This is a genomic window from Formosa sp. Hel1_33_131 (assembly GCF_001735745.1).
In the GTDB taxonomy this organism is placed as follows: Bacteria; Bacteroidota; Bacteroidia; order Flavobacteriales; family Flavobacteriaceae; genus Hel1-33-131.
Genome location: NZ_CP017260.1, coordinates 1,281,638 through 1,296,106 on the forward strand (window position 1 = coordinate 1,281,638; position 14,469 = coordinate 1,296,106).

The 14,469-nt window shown below is 34.5% G+C and carries 19 protein-coding genes and 1 pseudogene; 16 read left to right on the forward strand and 4 right to left on the reverse strand.

From position 1 onward, the window contains the following. The first annotated feature begins 27 nt into the window (after positions 1-27). The 9 genes from xerA to FORMB_RS05790 all read left to right on the forward strand — a co-directional run bounded on the left by xerA (position 28) and on the right by FORMB_RS05790 (position 5,758). Complete coding sequence (gene xerA, locus FORMB_RS05755) at positions 28-1,191, forward strand: site-specific tyrosine recombinase/integron integrase (RefSeq protein WP_069676545.1); 1,164 nt, start codon at positions 28-30, stop codon at positions 1,189-1,191. Positions 1,192-1,247: 56 nt separating this feature from the next. After that, positions 1,248-1,847, forward strand: a complete 600-nt coding sequence (locus FORMB_RS05760; RefSeq protein ID WP_069676546.1) for a hypothetical protein — start codon at positions 1,248-1,250, stop codon at positions 1,845-1,847. Between the two features lie 353 nt (positions 1,848-2,200). Continuing rightward, positions 2,201-2,803 carry a DUF4240 domain-containing protein gene (locus FORMB_RS05765; RefSeq protein WP_197493507.1) on the forward strand — a complete coding sequence of 201 codons (603 nt, stop codon included), beginning with the start codon at positions 2,201-2,203 and terminating at the stop codon, positions 2,801-2,803. Positions 2,804-2,813: 10 nt separating this feature from the next. After that, entirely contained in the window at positions 2,814-3,344 is a 531-nt protein-coding gene (locus FORMB_RS05770) for a hypothetical protein (protein ID WP_069676547.1), read from the forward strand. Positions 3,345-3,354: 10 nt separating this feature from the next. Beyond that, entirely contained in the window at positions 3,355-3,840 is a 486-nt protein-coding gene (locus FORMB_RS05775; RefSeq protein ID WP_069676548.1) for a hypothetical protein, read from the forward strand. A gap of 158 nt (positions 3,841-3,998) precedes the next feature. Beyond that, a complete protein-coding gene (locus FORMB_RS05780) occupies positions 3,999-4,532 on the forward strand; it encodes a hypothetical protein (protein ID WP_069676549.1) in 534 nt (177 codons plus the stop codon). 26 nt (positions 4,533-4,558) lie between these two features. Continuing rightward, positions 4,559-4,846: an Imm32 family immunity protein gene (locus FORMB_RS05785; RefSeq protein ID WP_069676550.1), complete on the forward strand. Its 288-nt coding sequence runs from the start codon at positions 4,559-4,561 to the stop codon at positions 4,844-4,846. 21 nt (positions 4,847-4,867) lie between these two features. Next, positions 4,868-5,098 (forward strand): Imm53 family immunity protein, encoded by a 231-nt coding sequence (locus tag FORMB_RS13340; RefSeq protein WP_442856533.1) that lies wholly within the window; start codon positions 4,868-4,870, stop codon positions 5,096-5,098. A gap of 171 nt (positions 5,099-5,269) precedes the next feature. Next, positions 5,270-5,758, forward strand: a complete 489-nt coding sequence (locus tag FORMB_RS05790) for a hypothetical protein (protein WP_069676551.1) — start codon at positions 5,270-5,272, stop codon at positions 5,756-5,758. A 426-nt stretch (positions 5,759-6,184) separates the two neighbouring features. On the opposite strand, the pseudogene FORMB_RS05800 reads toward FORMB_RS05790, so the two are convergent. Next, positions 6,185-7,661, reverse strand: a pseudogene (locus tag FORMB_RS05800) (IS1182 family transposase); the annotation flags it as partial. A 137-nt stretch (positions 7,662-7,798) separates the two neighbouring features. On the opposite strand from FORMB_RS05800, the gene FORMB_RS05805 reads away from it, so the two are divergent. Together FORMB_RS05805 and FORMB_RS05810 are read left to right on the forward strand one after the other, a co-directional pair. Continuing rightward, complete coding sequence (locus tag FORMB_RS05805) at positions 7,799-8,125, forward strand: hypothetical protein (protein ID WP_069676553.1); 327 nt, start codon at positions 7,799-7,801, stop codon at positions 8,123-8,125. A gap of 3 nt (positions 8,126-8,128) precedes the next feature. Then, a complete protein-coding gene (locus tag FORMB_RS05810; RefSeq protein WP_069676554.1) occupies positions 8,129-8,365 on the forward strand; it encodes a hypothetical protein in 237 nt (78 codons plus the stop codon). Here FORMB_RS05810 and FORMB_RS05815 read toward each other — a convergent pair. Beyond that, complete coding sequence (locus FORMB_RS05815) at positions 8,351-8,608, reverse strand: helix-turn-helix domain-containing protein (protein ID WP_231925572.1); 258 nt, start codon at positions 8,606-8,608, stop codon at positions 8,351-8,353. The genes FORMB_RS05810 and FORMB_RS05815 overlap by 15 nt on opposite strands. 53 nt (positions 8,609-8,661) lie before the next feature. Between FORMB_RS05815 and FORMB_RS05820 the strand changes: the two genes are divergently transcribed. The 3 genes from FORMB_RS05820 to FORMB_RS05830 all read left to right on the forward strand — a co-directional run bounded on the left by FORMB_RS05820 (position 8,662) and on the right by FORMB_RS05830 (position 10,308). Next, the gene (locus tag FORMB_RS05820) at positions 8,662-8,862 is read left to right on the forward strand and encodes a SymE family type I addiction module toxin (protein ID WP_069676556.1); all 201 of its coding nucleotides are present in this window, start codon (positions 8,662-8,664) and stop codon (positions 8,860-8,862) included. A 284-nt stretch (positions 8,863-9,146) separates the two neighbouring features. Then, positions 9,147-9,656, forward strand: a complete 510-nt coding sequence (locus tag FORMB_RS05825) for a HigA family addiction module antitoxin (RefSeq protein ID WP_069676557.1) — start codon at positions 9,147-9,149, stop codon at positions 9,654-9,656. 4 nt (positions 9,657-9,660) lie between these two features. Then, positions 9,661-10,308, forward strand: a complete 648-nt coding sequence (locus FORMB_RS05830) for a nucleotidyl transferase AbiEii/AbiGii toxin family protein (protein ID WP_069676558.1) — start codon at positions 9,661-9,663, stop codon at positions 10,306-10,308. 43 nt (positions 10,309-10,351) lie between these two features. On the opposite strand, the gene FORMB_RS05835 is transcribed toward FORMB_RS05830, so the two are convergent. After that, entirely contained in the window at positions 10,352-11,491 is a 1,140-nt protein-coding gene (locus FORMB_RS05835) for an ATP-binding protein (protein ID WP_069676559.1), read from the reverse strand. Between the two features lie 11 nt (positions 11,492-11,502). Then, positions 11,503-12,378, reverse strand: a complete 876-nt coding sequence (locus FORMB_RS05840; RefSeq protein ID WP_069676560.1) for an aldo/keto reductase — start codon at positions 12,376-12,378, stop codon at positions 11,503-11,505. Positions 12,379-12,535: 157 nt separating this feature from the next. Between FORMB_RS05840 and FORMB_RS05845 the strand changes: the two genes are divergently transcribed. Together FORMB_RS05845 and FORMB_RS05850 are read left to right on the forward strand one after the other, a co-directional pair. Then, positions 12,536-13,540, forward strand: coding sequence for an AAA family ATPase (locus tag FORMB_RS05845; protein WP_069676561.1), 1,005 nt, complete (start codon positions 12,536-12,538; stop codon positions 13,538-13,540). A gap of 60 nt (positions 13,541-13,600) precedes the next feature. Further along, positions 13,601-14,467 carry a DUF58 domain-containing protein gene (locus FORMB_RS05850; protein WP_069676562.1) on the forward strand — a complete coding sequence of 289 codons (867 nt, stop codon included), beginning with the start codon at positions 13,601-13,603 and terminating at the stop codon, positions 14,465-14,467. Positions 14,468-14,469: the final 2 nt, after the last annotated feature.

Here is a 14,469-nt window from a genome sequence, read left to right on the forward strand (position 1 = left end):
ATTTTTTTTTTGTAGTTTGCAAACGCCATGAATCTGATACAATATCCTACTATTTATCTTGAACAAAAAACGCACAAAAAAGAAAGTCAGCTTTTACTGAAATTTTCTTTTGACAACACGTTAATAGGGCTTATTAAATCTATAAGAGGCACTCATTGGAGTAAAACCATGAATGCTTGGTACCTTAAAAATTCCGAAGAGAATTTATCACTTATTTTAGAATTATTTAAAGGTGTTACTAAGGTAGATACCTCAAAAGTTATCAAAAAAACACACTTCAAAAGAAACTTAACAGAATCACAAAGAAAATTGTTAAATGCTTTTTATTTATTCTTGAAAGGTAAACGGTACAGCAAAAGCACCATACAAACCTATACTTTTTTTATAGCAGACTTTATAAATTTTCATACAAAGACACCCATAGAAGAACTTACAAACAGAGATGTAGAACTATTTATAGAAACCGTTTTTATAGAACGAAAGTATTCTGTTAGTTCGCAAAGACAATTTATAAGTGCCTTAAAGATATTTACTACTTTTTGTCCGCAAACAAAGATTAATGATTTGTCTTTAGAGCGACCAAAAAAATCTAGAATACTTCCTAATATATTGTCTCAAGAAGAGGTGATAAGAATTATACAATACACACAAAACATAAAGCATAGGGCTATTTTAACTTTAATATATTCTTGTGGATTGCGAATAGGAGAGCTTATCAATTTAAAATTAGTTGATTTTCATATTGAAAGAAAGCAACTTATTGTAAAAGAAGGAAAAGGCAGAAAAGACAGGTTTGTAAGTCTAGCAGATAGTTTTCTCCCGTTGTTATCTAACTATTATTCTTCTTATAAACCAACAATCTATTTTGTTGAAGGACAAAATGGAGGTAAGTATAGTGCTGAAAGTATTCGAAGTTTTTTAAGAAAAAGCTGTAAAAAGGCAGGTATAAAAAAGCCTGTAACACCACATACATTAAGGCATAGTTATGCTACACATTTGTTAGAAAATGGAGTAGATTTAAGATACATACAATCTTTATTGGGTCATTCAAAACCCGAAACTACTATGATTTATACCCATGTACAAAGAAAAGATTTAATGGAAATACAAAATCCTTTGGATGTGGCATTACAAAAATTAAATAAAATAAATAATAACAAACAAAAAGTTGTGTTATCCCGTAATATATAACCGTTAACACACCCTTTTGTTGACATATAACTAGTTACCCATCATTAAAAAAAACTATGATTTGGAATAAACTTCCACATTGCGATAAATTATTTGAGAAGTTTCTCAGTCCTTGGTATCCAGAAAACGAGAGACCAAAAATGACTCGTCCGGATATGTGTGTAATATCAGGGTATGAAGACAAAACCTTGGACATTGACAAAATCCAATATCTAACCAAAGAAGGCTTAAAGGAGACAAAAGATATTTTTAATACCATGAGAGAATCCTATCAAAGAGACTTTCAAAATTTCAAAGAATTCAAAGAACTGGATTTGGACGTAATAGATTCAGTTGACAAAGCATTTGATAAAAAAGAAGTAAAAGAGCTCATCAAAATGAGTGACCCTAAAGATTTCGGAAACGGGTACTTAGTTACTGTTTGTGAATTCGGTTTGGCTCTTGGTGACTTATTCGTCCAAACTGGAAAATTTAAATGGCTTTATTCATATCCATATTTTCATTCAATTGTTGTCAACCCTGAAACAGGACAAGGAATAACAGTGTTTGATTGGGCTGTTAAAAAATTCAGTTCTTATGGAATCGATGATGGCTATAAATGGAAGTTTATGAAAGTAATGGAATTGATAGAAGAAGACATTAAAAACGTTGGGTAACACTGTATATAGCAAATAGGGCGTTCGGTGGTTTACGAGAGTTCATTGCTATTTACCAACACCACCAAATCGTTGATTTGGCTTTTAAAATGAATAAATTAAAAACAAAATACAACGCTTTGGCTCAGTGCAAACTTGAAAGTTTATCACTTTCTACTGCCCTACATGCCTTATACTAAACGTTATACCCAATTCAAAAAATATTTTCCTAAGAGATAAAACAATGATAGACTTTCTAAAGGGGAAATAGATTTGATTTTTTCTAAAACAAAAGAAGGAGGGATAATAGATTTCTCCGCTACCGCTTCGAAATGAATAATTTTATAAATTTTTAATTTTTAACCTTAATTACTATGATAAATATTTTTAATAAGTTTTTTGAAAAAAAATATATGCTTGAAAAAACAAGTAAAATGTTAGATGAGAATGTATTTTGGGATATCATTGATTTGTCTTTAAAAAATACAAATAATAAAGATAGTCAAGAAATTTTTTTAGTTAAAGAAATTCAAAAGTTAAGTCCAGAAGAAATAATTGGTTTTAGACTCAGGACTGATAAATTGTTATATGACACTTATAACTCAGAAATGTGGTGCGCAGGATATTTGATGAACGGAGGTTGTTCCGATGATGGGTTTGAATATTTTAGAAATTGGGTTATTTCAAGAGGAAAAGATACTTATTATAATGCTAAAAATAATTCTGATTCACTAATCAGTGAAATAGCAGATGAAGATGAATATGAATATGATTTTGAAAGTTTTTGGTATGTTGCATTAACTGCATTTGAAAACAAAACAGGAAAAGAATTATATGATTATATATCAGATGACTTTAAAACAAATGAAGGAAATTATCCTCAATTTGAATTTAATTGGGAAGAAGAAAAACCTGAAACCATGAAGTCTATATGCCCCAAGTTATTTGAAAAGTTTTGGAATTTCAAATTAGTTTAAGTAAAATAACATGAGCAAGACAGCTGCTGAGCTAATGGCTGAATTAGCAAACAATAAAGAGTATCTAGATAAGAAAAAAAGGCAAGATGAGAAATTTGCTAATTTAGAAAAAATTTATACTGAAGATGAGCGTAAATTAGTTGCCGAATTAAGTAAATCGGGCTATCCAGTTCGATCGGTTTGGGATTTTGTTAATTCTGATAATTACTATTTAGGCGCAGTGCCTATTTTAATAAATCATTTGAAGGCTAAGCATCACCCTAAAATACTAGCTGGATTGGCGAGGTCATTGGCAGTTGCTGAGCTTTCAAGCAACGATGAACTTTGGGAGCTATTATTAAATCTTTATGATCAGACTCTTTCAGATTCTGAAATTAGTGTTCCAGAAGAACGTGGTGCGCAAGAATCCATCGCCGTAGCACTAGAATGCTTAGCTATCAGCTCCAGAGCTGATGGTCTTAAGAAACTTATAAGCAGAAATCCCAAAGGAGATGGAGTTCGCTGGCTTAAAGATAAATTAAAATATTTTTGTCAAAATTAACATTCAAATCATGAACAAAAGAACTGTTACAAAAGTCGGTGATATTTTTGAAGTAGTAATCGAAGAGGGTTATAAAAAATATATTCAATTGGTTGCCATAGATAGCCATCAATTAAATAGTGATGTTATTTGTGTTTTTGAAACAAAATATCGTTTCGACGAAAAACCATCAATTGATTTAATCACTTCAGATAGAATGGATTTCTATACACATACAACAGTTAGCGCAGGGGTAAAATGGCTGGATTGGGTAAAAATAGGAAGAAGTGATGAATTAGGGCGGTTAGATAATTTAATTTTTAAACACACAGATGACTACGGACATGGAGTAGAGCAATCTAACTTTTGGAGAGTATGGGGAGTAAGTGGTAAAATTTATCGCATAGGAAATCTTACAGATCAATATCGAAAGACTGAGTATGGCCTTATTTTCTCCCCGGAAAGTGTGGTCGAAAGAATGCGTACAGGAGAGGTTGACCCATACTACCCCGGCTGATTGGTAATTTTTCCGTAAAATGACTGATGTGAGATGCAAAAATTGCTCAAAGAAAATTTTATGAACTTAAAAGAGCTCGATATATGTTAAACTTTAATACTATTTATTTAGATGAGTCTGATAGAAAAACGAATAATTTCTAAAACCTATAAACAAGCATGTTCAAAACAATACAATTCAAAGATGTTTTCCCAGAGCATTTTGGTTTCTTTCTGATGAGTCCTAAAAAACTGTCAACTTTTCATGATTTTGGTATAGAAGGTAAAAACCTTCTAGAAATTTACTCCAATTCAGACTTAGGGGATAAAGTAACTGAAGAGGGTATTATCATTCCTATTTTGGAAGTTGAAGCTGATTATTATGATATAATTATTCATGATAAAGCAGAAGCAAGTTATATAGAAGACACCAAGAGAGCTTTCTCCTCACAAGGATGGATATTTTTTTCTACTGGAGAATTAATTTTTTCGAGTATTTCTCTTTTACTTAAGTGGGACTCAGACCATCCAAAGCTTTGTAATGCAAACCTTCCTAAAGGCTGGTACGAAGTATCTATTTATGGAGGGCTGGTTAAAGAAACCCCCACCTTTGAATTTGTATTTACTAAGTCTGATAAAAAACCTCAATACAATGGAAACTTAAATGAATTAAACCTCCGAGGTGTAGGAGTTTATAAAGTTAAAGAATTGTAATTTATGTTAAAATTAATATTCAGATTATGAAAAAAATCGACCCATTTAAAATACTTGGTACTGCTGTGAATAGTAAAAAGCAACAGCCACTAGAAGAAATTGTAATTATTGCAAGCCCTCAAACATTAAGAGAAATCGCCGTATTTCTGATTAATGCTGCTTATGAGATGGAGGTCAATGACTTTGATCATATGCATCTTCAGGATTCAATAGCTAATTTTTCATCGAAGAAGCATGCTGATATTATTGCTCACATAGATTACGATACGTCAAATCCAAAAAAATCTCTTGAGAAAAAAACTAATGAAAAATAAACAAAACAACTCATTACACATATTCGAGAGTCTTTATATAACCTAGGTTGGCTTATTAAAATAAATTTAGAAGATACTCAGTACAAAAATATTAAAATAAAAATTTTTGAAAGAGGTAACATAGATAATAAAGATGACTGGATTCATTGTAAGATTGAAAATAAAATATTCGAAGGTGCTTGTGGACCATTAAACCTAATCGAACTAATTCAATGTTTTAAGAATATAATAGAAGAACAAAAACTTGGTTAAAAAATTCATATTAACTAACGTAAGATTATTGCTATATTTAGTAGGTAGTCCAGCTTGTTTTGGTTTGTATCCTTGGGATGAATTTTATGATTCAAACTATTTTGATATGCTGCTTGTATCACTCAACAAAAAAATTTATGGAATAACTTATAAATAATAATTTTAACATCTATGAAACTAAGTGAATTACATTCTAAAATGAATGGCGGAAAACGAAGATTAAAACCCAAAAAAGGAGATATATTTTTCATTAACATTGATGGTGTTGGGCACATACCAGGGATGGTAGCCAAGGATGACATGAAATATGGCAGCACTCCATGTTTCTTGATATACATATATAATATTGTATTGAATCACAAGAATGAGAAGTTTGAGATCAACAAAGGCGATTTGTTGATGCCTCCCTGCATGGTGCTAAGAAATAACTGGGAGCCAACTATTGGGTTTGAGCATCAATTTACTCTTGAAACTGATAAGATTGATGTTTTCCTCAACCACTGCTTTGGTGACGACGTACAGCCTGGAATTTATTTTGACGAATTTCAGAATCGATGCGAATATTTCGAACCATTCGCAGATAATTCGCTAGTTAACGTTACTGTGATTGCCTGGAAAATCATGAAAATAGTCAATGGAATAGAGGTTGAGAGGGATTGAATTTTTTAAATAGAGGGTTATTTATCTTTCATTAAGATTGAAAGGTTTGTACCAAGAAATAGGGTTACAGACAAAATCAAAATATTTTAGTAAATCAAAGTCTAATTTTGCAGATTTAGCGGATTTCAAATTCGAGAAAATGACTACGGATTATTTAGATATTTACCATAAGATTAACGAGTCGGATATGAAAAGTATTTTGAATTTTGCGATTTATTTATATCACATGAGATGAAGGAATAACGGCGCACAACACCGGTAACCGTTGCACAAGCCCTCTAAAAAAGTAAAAAACCTTCCTTTTTAAGCCGATTTACAGGATGTATTATTAAAAAATGAGTGTGCTATTTTGTTTTTTTGAGGGGCTTACACAAGACCAAAACACCTTTATAAAGAGGGTTATTTCTAAAAAAACAACCCCAAGTGATTTCGCCTCACTTCTTGCCAGTTTCTGAGTGAATTTTAGATACTTTTTCAGGTTGTAAGCCATCGCAGATAAGTGCATGACTTTGTTGGCTTGTTGTATGCCAAGGGTGTTGATCTTTCTCAGGCCCATAAACTGAGTGAGTGTTCCAAAAACAGGTTCTACGGTGCTTTGACGTTTGCGTTTCATAAAGCGTCCTTGTTTGCTGTGCACTCGGGCATTGTTTCGCTCATATTCCTCTCGGTAATAGGTCACTGAAAACTTCTTTTCTTTGGCTGTTTTCCCCAAGCATTGGAGTGCTATTGGACAGCCTTTGCATTGTTTGGTCGAACCGCGGTATTCTTTCTTTCTCGTGTGGGTTCTATAATCGTTAAATACTTTTTTGAAGGGAATCACTTCCCCTTGTGGACATACGTAATGATCCTCTTTTTTATGGTAAACAAATCCCTCGGGACCACCTTTGTAGGTGCCATGCGGAGGAATGAAACTTTGTTTGTTGACGCCTTCTAAAAAGGCATAGTTCTCGCCACTGCTATATCCTGTGTCGGCGACACAGTTTTGCCATAGTAATCCTTGTTTCCATAAACGCTTGTCTAATCGTTTTACGATATCTTGCAAGTATTGATTGTCTTTCTTATCGGCATGGTAGGCTTGGATGTCGGTGATGACATGATGGGCGGTGTCCACACTAAGTTGACTCATATAATTGAGCTTTCTGGCTTTGCCTGGTTTTACACTGATTCGGGCATCGGGGTCGGTGGGACTGTAATGGGTCTTATTACTGGTGTATTTACTGCCTTTGTTCCCTGCACCGGGTCGCTGGTCTTGGTCGTTTGACCATTTCTTGTTGCGACTCTTTATTGCGCCTAGTTCTTGCTTATTGGCACTAAGGGTTTGTTGGGTTTTAGGGGCTTTATTGTCTTTGGCTTGACGATGGGGCTTATCCATTCGGCTGATATGACGGAGCTGATGCAAGTGTGTTTCTAAGTCTTCTTTGGGAACTTTGAGCTCTAAACTGTCCATGGATGCATTGGCTTTTACTGGGGCTGAGTCGATGGTTTGGGTGTGACCGCTGACCATGCCTTTGGAAATACATAATTCTAACACTTTGGTAAAGGCCTCTTAAAACAGGCTTTCGGGAAACAACTGACGTGTACGACTGATCGTTGAATGCCATGGAAGTTCATCATCGATGTCATAGCCGAGGAAATACAAAATATCCATACGCATACTGCAATGGGATATCAATTTGCGATCGCTAATGATGTTTTCTAAATATCCGACCAAACACAGTTTGAAAAAAACTACGGGATCTACGCTTTTTTGTCCACTTGTCCCATAATAAGAACGCGTCAAGCGATACAAATATTCTAATTCTAAAACGTTTCCTAACTGGCGATAAAAATTATCTTTTGGTATCCGTTCGCTCAAACTAAAGCAAGCAAACAGCTTTTCTTGGTAGGTCTTTTTTCCTTGCATCCATAAATTTAAGAATTTTTATGAAAATTTAAAACTTATTTTGTAGTTTTATCATAAATAGTTGTGCAACAGGCACAACACCTATACGCAATGCCCTTCGGGACACTGCGCATAGCCAAACCGTTATGCTCAATTAAATGCAAAGACCAATAAAAAATATATGGATTGAGAGTGAAGACAAAGGAGCAATTATTGGCGGAACTGAGGAAATAAATGACAATTCTGATGTAATTGTGACTTTTGATGATAAAAGTAAATATGTTGCTACATTCTTTACCTACGATAATATCGAGTATCTAAGACAGAAGAATAGACAAACTGGTGAATGTCTAGATGGACGATTTTTCTGGGCTTCTGATATGATAATTATTGAAAGAATTAATAGAAAGGAAGTTGTAGAAATTATTGAACACCTTATCAAAGAAAAAGAGTTTGAATCTATTTTTGACCAAATCACTGAATAATAAATGGCTACTCAAATCTGTCCTAACTGCAAAAAAGATTCATTTACTTGGAGCATAGATGAAGAAGAATCTCCTTTAACATACTGGGGATGCTACGAATGTAAATATGGAGCATACGAAGACGAATCTAAAGAAAGAATCTGTAGTAATTGTGAAAAGAAAACAGAAAGTAGATTGAAAGATGAAGAGAAAGAATATTGGTGGTGTTCCAGCTGTAACTCTATATCAGAAATCAACTAACTTTTTCAAAGGAACTTCCAAAGCTTTAGCGATTTCCAAAAGTGAATAGATTGTTGGGTTGACTTTTCCATTCTCCAACTTTTCTAATGCCTGTCTATCTTTATTGCAAGCACGAGCCAAATCTGACTGACTCCAGCCCTTCTGACTTCTTAACTCAATAATACGCTGACCGACTTTCTTTTTAAGTTGTTCTTTATCCACAAAACAAATGTCATCTAATAATATGACATTTTTGTCATACAAAAGTTTGACAACTCAATTTGAATTACTATGTTTGTCATATAAATAGTTGACAATTGAGTAAATTCAGGATTTTAAAAATATACAGTAAGTTCCGTTATCGAACGTGGGACAATACAACTGTACCTGAAATAAGACTTGAAGGAAGATGGCTTGAGAAACTCGGATTTGAGCAAGGAAATGAAGTGTTAATTGAACAGAAAAAGAATAAGTTGATAATAACTGTGAAGAAAGAAAAAGAGCATAACACTGTATAAAAAAACATAGGGCATTTCTGCAAACCCGAAAGGTCAGTGAATAATACTAAGTCCGCCAAATATAAAATTTGACGTTTAAGACAAAAAAGATAAAAGCAAAATATTATATTTGGCTAAGTACCAATTCGTAACGAAAGTGCTTTTAACCGCCCTACGTTTCTTATACGTAGACGTTGAAAAACAGCTAGTTTATAAATATAAATTCTGCTATTATTTTTATTTTTTAGTAAACGTTTTTGTTTACTAATTAAATATTTTATATGTTTACATGAAACAGCGGAATCATGTTACCAAGATTAAATAAAATTAAAGGAATACACCCAGGCACACTGTTAAGGTGGGAATTAAATAACCGAAATCTAAAAGGCAGTGAATTAGCGGATGCGATTGGCGAGCATAAACAAACCATAAGTGCTATTCTTAATAAAAGGAGGGCCATAAACCCAAGTCTTTCTATTAAGTTATCAAAAGAGTTTAAAACAGACAACGATTACTTCATGTTATTACAAGCAAGTTATGACGTAAAATTAGTAGCGGAATCTGAAATAAAAAACACACCAAATCTCAATAATATAAGGAAAGTGCTTTTTTGGGATACTAATTTTAATAACATTGATTGGAACAAAAATAAAAAAGCCGTCATACAGAGAATTTTAGAAAGAGGGAATAAAACTGAAATAAATGAACTCATTTTATTCTATGGAAGAAAAACGATTTCCAAGGAAATTAAATCAATAAAGAAAAGCCACTTACCTTCTTTTGAGAAGAATATTATAGAGCATAATTTGAAATAACAAAATGGAGTTATTCTTAAATACTGTTTCCGATTTGCTTTGGAATTCTCTAAAACAATTAATGTCAATGGAGGTCTTTAATAGTTTTAGAATTGTTGGAGGCACCTCATTAAGTCTTCAACTAGGTCATAGAGAGTCCGTTGACATCGATTTATTTACAGATGCTGATTATGATAGTATCGCGTTTTCTTTACTTGAAACTAAATTGACTAAAACCTTTCCTTATGTAGATATATCACCCGTTGATTTGGTAGGAATGGGCAAGTCGTATTTTATTGGCAACAATGAAAATGAATGTGTAAAATTAGATTTATTTTACACAGATCCTTTTGTTTTCCCTTGTATTCTGGAACAAGGAGTTAGGTTTGCAAGTATTGAAGAAGTTGCGGCAATGAAATTTGAAGTAATTGCTAATGGTGGCAGGAAAAAAGATTTTTGGGATGTCCACGAACTATTAGAAACTTACACGTTAGATGAAATGATAGACTTTTATCTCAAAAGAAGTCCATATGGTTATTCAAAAGATGAATTACTCCTGAAAGTCGTTGATTTTTCTGATGCAGAAGACGATTTTACACCAAACTGCCTTAGAGGAAAAGTCTGGGAATTAATTAAGTTAGATTTTGAAGTTAAAACCGATAAAATTATATGAATCAAAGTCAATAAATTAGAGATTTGGTGGAACCAAAACACTCCTAACTATACTTCGCCTTCCTCAAGATCCGCATACTTTCTTTATAAAGCGCATACACTTCGTCGCTGTGTTTATACAACAACGACTTTGCGGCTTGGAGTTGTGTCAGTGCTTCTTCAAAACCATTAAAATAACAGATTAAATAGGTCGCAGGAACATTTTTTAAATCTTTGAGCTGCGCCGCTGTTAGCTCAGTCCCTTGTTTAAGTCGGTCCATAAGTGCGTTGTTCGCATTAAAAATATGGTGTAGAATCTTTTTATCGTATTGAGGCGGCTTAAAAAGCAATTGAGAGTCAATGTTATAAATCGCATTGTTTCCAAAAGTAATCGTGGTTTCTTCTAATTCATAATACGTATTTTGACCGTTTAGACCAAGATTCACATACTCAATAATCTTAAAAGAATCATTGTCATAGGAAATCTCAACGGCATCCAAAGTCGAATAAAACAAGCGCACCTGCTCGTTAATCAACTCAATATCCACTCGCGAATAAAAGGTTTGGGTTTTAAGTGTCTTTTTCTGTCCAGACCAACACATCACAAAATATTCTTTAAAAACCTTGTATTTTGGATCGTAATCGTTCCGTTTCGCCATAAAATCAAACACCCCGTCCAACGTATATTGAATGTTGTTTTGAGAATGTGCCTCAATAGACGACACAATTTCAGAATTAGAATCCGTCAATTCAATGTCAAACACTTTGGGCATACTCATACTGCCTTCTCTAAAAAACACATTGCCGCCATAATACTTCCAAATATTTTTACGAAGCGAGGTAATCTCTTGGGGGTCTTTGGGGCGAATCGTTACCAACCCCACCACCTTATCATCGTTCAAATGCGGAAACGGAATGTTTTCATACTGAATAATTGGTGGGTGACTTAGATAGGCATTAACCAAGTTTTGAATTTTACTATCATCAAAAAAATCAACCCCAATAATGTGACTGTACTGATCGTCCACCCCAATCACGATGTATGAATTGTTATTCGGATTGCTATTGGATAGCGCACAAATATGTTTCAAAAACTTCGCTTTACCCTCTTTACTGCTAATATTAATTTTTAACTTTTTATCATAAAAACTACTCTCGTCATTATGCGCAAGAAGGTTTTTGATAAGCAGTCGTTTATTAATCATTTTTCAGAGTTTTAGAGGACTTCGTAACCTTGGCTGGCCTCTAATATTTTAAACCAATCTTGGATTGTTAAATGTATAGAAACAGCTTTCGAAGCTGCTTTGATGTGTTTTAAATTTGTACTCCCGATCACAGGGTGAATCCCCGAAGGATGTTTTAAAATCCAAGCCAATAACAACTGACCTGGAGAGGCGTTGTATTTGGTTGTCAACTTTTGTGTTTGGTCTAAAATACGTTTTTTTTGAGATGTCGTTTTAGTACTAAAAACAGCTCCTAAAGGCGCCCAGGCCATCGGAGTAATTTTATGTGTTAGCATCTGCTCCAAACGTCCATCAAACAGTGCTTGATGTTGCACTGCCGAAAACTCAATTTGATTCACATCAACCACCACTTCGCTTGACAAAAGATCAACCTGTGAAGGTGTAAAATTAGACACCCCAAAGCTAATGATTTTACCTTCTTTTTTTAATTGCTCAACAGCTTCCATAACCTCATAAGGATGCATCAACGGACTGGGGCGGTGAAGTAAAAGCAAATCTAAATACTCCGTGTTCAAATGCTTCAACGACGCCTCCGCAGAAAAAATGATATAGTCTTTTGAACAATCGTAATGTTTGAGTTCGTTTGGGCGGTTTGAACCCATCAATTGAATTCCGCATTTAGAAATAAATTGAACTTTTGAGCGTTCAATCGCCGTTTTAGAAAACGCCGTTCCAAAAGCAGACTCCGTCGTATAGCCTCCATAAATATCTGCATGGTCAAAAGTGCTGATGCCTAAATCGACTATAGTTTCAATCATGCGTTGCATCTGATTTGGATTGAACTTTTTGCCCCAAGCACCCCAAGACATGGTGCCTGCAATAATTTTTGAAAAGTTACTTTTATTCATTTTTATAGTTTGGGATCTAAAATTAACAAACAATCATTCAATATCCTATAAAATGAACTTAAGTTTTAACCAATTATTAACAAGGAGAACGAAAATATTTTAACAAATTGCGTAACATAATTTTTTGAACCCAAATACAATTTTTTAAATTATCACAATGGAAGAAAATAATACCACTGTTGACATTGCGTCAATAAATAAAAAAATTGAAAAAGAGAGTGCTTTTGTAGATTTACTTACACTAGAAATGGGCAAAGTAATCGTCGGGCAAAAACACATGGTTGAACGTTTACTTATTGGGCTTTTAGGTCAAGGTCACATTCTTTTAGAAGGTGTTCCTGGGCTAGCCAAAACACTCGCCATCAACACCTTATCACAAGCGGTTGCGGGAAGTTTCAGTCGGATTCAATTCACACCCGACCTCCTACCTGCCGATGTGGTAGGAACCATGATTTACAACATCAAGGCCAATGATTTTACCATTAAAAAAGGACCAATTTTTGCCAACTTTGTACTGGCGGATGAAATCAACCGTGCGCCTGCTAAAGTGCAGTCTGCACTCCTAGAGGCCATGCAAGAAAAACAAGTCACCATTGGCGATGAAACCTTTATTTTGGACAAACCATTCCTTGTGATGGCAACCCAAAATCCTGTGGAACAAGAAGGAACCTATCCTCTTCCTGAAGCACAAGTAGATCGTTTCATGTTAAAAACAATCATTGATTATCCAAAAATTGAAGACGAACAGCAAATTGTGAGAGCAAATCTAAAAGGCGCGTTCGAAAAAATAAAACCCGTCGTCACTGTCGCTCAAATTTTGAGTGCACAGGCCGCCGTCAGAGAGGTTTATATGGATGAAAAAATTGAAAAATATATTTTAGACATCGTATTTGCGACGCGTTATCCTGAAAAATACCGCTTGGCGGAACTCAAACCCTTAATTTCTTTTGGGGCTTCTCCAAGGGGAAGTATTAACTTGGCAACGGCAGCCAAATGCTATGCATTTATCAAACATCGTGGCTATGTCATCCCCGAAGATGTGCGTGCAATCGTCTATGATGTACTGCGTCATCGTATCGGAATCACCTATGAAGCGGAAGCGGAAAATGTAACATCCGAAGACATTATTAGTAAAATTGTCAATGTCATTAAGGTGCCTTAATTCGTAGTGACTTTATTGTTTGATTTACAAATCACACACAACTAACAGCACACTTATCAAATGGATACCAAGGAATTACTTAAAAAAGTTCGGAAAATAGAGATCAAAACACGGCGGTTGTCCGACCATGTGTTTGGGGGTGAGTACCACTCGACTTTCAAAGGCCGTGGAATGACCTTTTCTGAAGTAAGGCCCTATCAATATGGTGATGATGTAAGAAATATTGACTGGAATGTCACAGCCCGCTGCAACGAACCGCACATTAAGGTGTTTGAAGAAGAGCGTGAACTGACCATGATGTTAATGGTGGATGTGTCGGGATCCAAATTATTTGGAACTGAAGCGCAATTTAAAAATGAAATTGTAACTGAAATTGCTGCAACGCTGGCCTTTTCAGCCACACAAAATAATGATAAAATTGGATTGATTTTATTCTCGGATGGAATTGAATTGTACATCCCTCCTAAAAAAGGACGTTCTCATGTATTGAGGATTATTAGAGAATTGATTGAGTTTGAACCTAAAAGTAAACTTACGAACATCGCGGAAGCTTTAAAGTTTTTGTCGAATGTGATGAAAAAGAAAGCCATTGTCTTTTTACTTTCTGATTTTATGACGGAAGAATATCAACACAATTTAAAAATCGCTTCTGGAAAACACGACATCACCGGGATCCGCGTTTATGACAAATACGAAGCTGAAATTCCGAATTTAGGAATGGTACAAATGGAAGATCAAGAAACGGGCGCCTCATTTTTAGTCAATACCGCCTCAAAAACGGTGCGTAAAAACTACCAAGCGAATTACCAAACCAAGCTTCATTATTTCTCAGATAGCTTTAAAAAATCGGGCGCAGGCGCTCTCGACTGCAGAGTGGATGAAAGTTATGTGAAAAAATTATTAGGCTATTTTAAACAACGTGGATAAGC

Excerpts from the sequence above, each read along its gene's own strand:
- FORMB_RS05810 (WP_069676554.1), top strand. The coding sequence starts at position 8,129 with ATGGCTACTCAAATCTGTCCTAACTGCAAAAAAGATTCATTTACTTGG.
- FORMB_RS05805 (WP_069676553.1), top strand. The coding sequence starts at position 7,799 with ATGCAAAGACCAATAAAAAATATATGGATTGAGAGTGAAGACAAAGGA.
- FORMB_RS05760 (WP_069676546.1), top strand. The coding sequence starts at position 1,248 with ATGATTTGGAATAAACTTCCACATTGCGATAAATTATTTGAGAAGTTT.
- FORMB_RS05765 (WP_197493507.1), top strand. The coding sequence starts at position 2,201 with ATGATAAATATTTTTAATAAGTTTTTTGAAAAAAAATATATGCTTGAA.
- FORMB_RS05835 (WP_069676559.1), bottom strand. The coding sequence starts at position 11,491 with ATGATTAATAAACGACTGCTTATCAAAAACCTTCTTGCGCATAATGAC.
- FORMB_RS05790 (WP_069676551.1), top strand. The coding sequence starts at position 5,270 with ATGAAACTAAGTGAATTACATTCTAAAATGAATGGCGGAAAACGAAGA.
- FORMB_RS05840 (WP_069676560.1), bottom strand. The coding sequence starts at position 12,378 with ATGAATAAAAGTAACTTTTCAAAAATTATTGCAGGCACCATGTCTTGG.
- FORMB_RS05770 (WP_069676547.1), top strand. The coding sequence starts at position 2,814 with ATGAGCAAGACAGCTGCTGAGCTAATGGCTGAATTAGCAAACAATAAA.
- FORMB_RS05775 (WP_069676548.1), top strand. The coding sequence starts at position 3,355 with ATGAACAAAAGAACTGTTACAAAAGTCGGTGATATTTTTGAAGTAGTA.
- FORMB_RS05785 (WP_069676550.1), top strand. The coding sequence starts at position 4,559 with ATGAAAAAAATCGACCCATTTAAAATACTTGGTACTGCTGTGAATAGT.
- FORMB_RS05830 (WP_069676558.1), top strand. The coding sequence starts at position 9,661 with ATGGAGTTATTCTTAAATACTGTTTCCGATTTGCTTTGGAATTCTCTA.
- FORMB_RS05825 (WP_069676557.1), top strand. The coding sequence starts at position 9,147 with ATGTTACCAAGATTAAATAAAATTAAAGGAATACACCCAGGCACACTG.
- FORMB_RS05850 (WP_069676562.1), top strand. The coding sequence starts at position 13,601 with ATGGATACCAAGGAATTACTTAAAAAAGTTCGGAAAATAGAGATCAAA.
- xerA (WP_069676545.1), top strand. The coding sequence starts at position 28 with ATGAATCTGATACAATATCCTACTATTTATCTTGAACAAAAAACGCAC.
- FORMB_RS05780 (WP_069676549.1), top strand. The coding sequence starts at position 3,999 with ATGTTCAAAACAATACAATTCAAAGATGTTTTCCCAGAGCATTTTGGT.
- FORMB_RS05845 (WP_069676561.1), top strand. The coding sequence starts at position 12,536 with ATGGAAGAAAATAATACCACTGTTGACATTGCGTCAATAAATAAAAAA.